The organism is Olleya sp. Ti.3.14 (assembly GCF_038154885.1).
Taxonomy (GTDB): domain Bacteria; phylum Bacteroidota; class Bacteroidia; order Flavobacteriales; family Flavobacteriaceae; genus Olleya.
In genome coordinates this window covers 1-2,209 of the sequence record NZ_JBAKAO010000022.1, presented here as the reverse complement: position 1 = coordinate 2,209, position 2,209 = coordinate 1, and the positions used below count along the sequence as shown (strand labels likewise).

At 39.9% G+C, this 2,209-nt stretch carries 1 protein-coding gene; it reads right to left on the bottom strand.

Features of this window, described 5'->3' with window-relative positions:
- Positions 1–2,209 (bottom strand): fibronectin type III domain-containing protein (locus V6251_RS15100; RefSeq protein WP_341588990.1); only part of this gene is annotated, 2,209 nt, incomplete at both ends.

Sequence of the window (2,209 nt, the reverse complement as noted above, 5' to 3'; positions counted from 1 at the left end):
GATAATTCTGCACCATCTACTGCTGTAGATAAGTCTATTGCTGGTGTAATTGCAGAGGCTACGTTAGTTGTGTTTCCTGAACCTTCATATTCAAGGTGTGTTCCTGCATTTCCGTCCCATGTAATGTTTGGACCAGTTCCTGTTGAGTTTGCATTTACGGTTGTAATATCCCAATCTCCATTAGTATCTGTAAATGCAGTCCCTGTCCATCCTGCTGGCACATAGTTGGTGTCATTACCAAAATCTTCTGTAAAGATAAAAGTAGATGTACCAGAAGTACATGTTACGCCTACTGGAGCAGGTGGTGGTGTGTTTAATGTTGTAAAGTTAATTGGTCCTGCCCAAACACTTAATCCATTACCACAATCAGATAGAATATAAACCTCATTAACTGTACTTGCAGTTAACCCTGTTAATGTATAAGGGTTGGTAGTAATAGGTGTTCCAGATCCCGTTGGTACTCCTGTACCTGCTGGTTGTACTACTATTTCCCAATTTGTTTCACCATTGTTTGCAGTCCATGATACATCTGCAGTTGTGTCTGTAATTGCATCAACAGTTATACCTGTTGGAGCAACACAAAAATCACCACACGTTTCTACTCTCACTTGGTCAATTGCCATATCACTCTCAAAAGTGTCTCCTGTTCCTACATAGCTAATTTCGATATAAATGATTTGACCCAAGTAAGCATCTAAGTTAATACCAATTGGTACCCAAGCCTCATCTGCTGTTGATTGGTAATCACCTACCCAAGTATATTCTGAAGTAAAAGGGCCTGTTTGAGAGGTGCTAACACCAATATTCAAGGTTCCCATATTATCTCCAAATGCATGCATCCAAAACGATAATTCTGCACCATCTACTGCTGTAGATAAGTCTATTGCAGGTGTAATTGCAGAGGCTATGTTAGTTGTGTTTCCTGAACCTTCATATTCAAGGTGTGTTCCTGCATTTCCATCCCATGTAATATTTGGACCTGTTCCACCAGAGTTTCCATTTACAGTTGTAATATCCCAATCTCCATTGATATCAGCAAAAGTGGTTCCTGTCCATCCTGATGGTACATAATTAGTATCATTACCAAAATCTTCTGTGAAGATTATTGTAGAAGATGCGCCAGAAGCACATGATACTCCTATTGGAGCAGGTGGTGGTGTGTTTAATGTTGTAAAGTTTACTGGACCAATCCATACACTATACCCATCAGTGCCGCAATTTGCTCTCACGTAAACTTCATATGGTGTGCTAGGTGTTAATCCTGTTGCTGGATATGGTGCGTTTAATGAGGTTACTACACCATCTGTTGTTGGCTCTCCAGTTCCTGCTGGTTGTATCCAAATTTGCCATTCTGTTTCTGTTGATCCAGCATCCCAAGTAATATCTGCTGTTGTATCTCCTGTCGCAGTTGCTGTTACAGCTAATGGGTCTGGACAAGATGGTACTGCACGTACTTGAAAATTATCTACAAATACGTCGTTATCTGTTGGATCATCAACAGTTCCTTCTGATGCTCTAATACCAAACTGAGCAGTAGTACCAGAATAAGCAGTTAAATTTTGTACTACATGTAATCCTGTTGCAGGAATCGTTGATGTTGCATCAAAAGTTTCTAATACAGTCCACGTTGTACCATTATCTGTGGTAATCATTAATTCTACTGTATCATCAGACCCTAAAGTTCCTGCGGTAGTTGTACTACCAAAAGTCATAACTCCAAAATCAAATTCTACCTGATAAGGAACACCTGTTAAGTCAATTTCAGGACTTAGCAGCCAATCACTTTTTTCTGCTAACCATAGGTTAATTTTATAAGCTCCAGTGGTACCATTGTTTAAATAGCCATCGTTAGCCCATGAAGAAGTCCCTAGGTCTGTAGGACCTGTTGTTGAATCTCCATTATTAGCTACTTCCCAACAGTTTGCTGGAATGGTTGTAAAGTCTTGTAAATATGTTGGTGTAAATATTGCACAGTCGGTTGTAAAAGTTATTGGACCTGTCCAAATACTTAAGTCTGCACCACAATTGGCTCTAACATACACTTCGTAGTCTGTAGCAGGAGTTAAAGTATTATCTGTATATAATGTATTATCTGTTGCTGGAGAACCTGCTCCAGTTGGAGCTCCTGTTCCAGCTGGTTGAACAACTACTTCCCAAGCAGCTTCTGTCCCTCCTAAGGTCCAAGATAAATCTACAGATGTTGATGTTA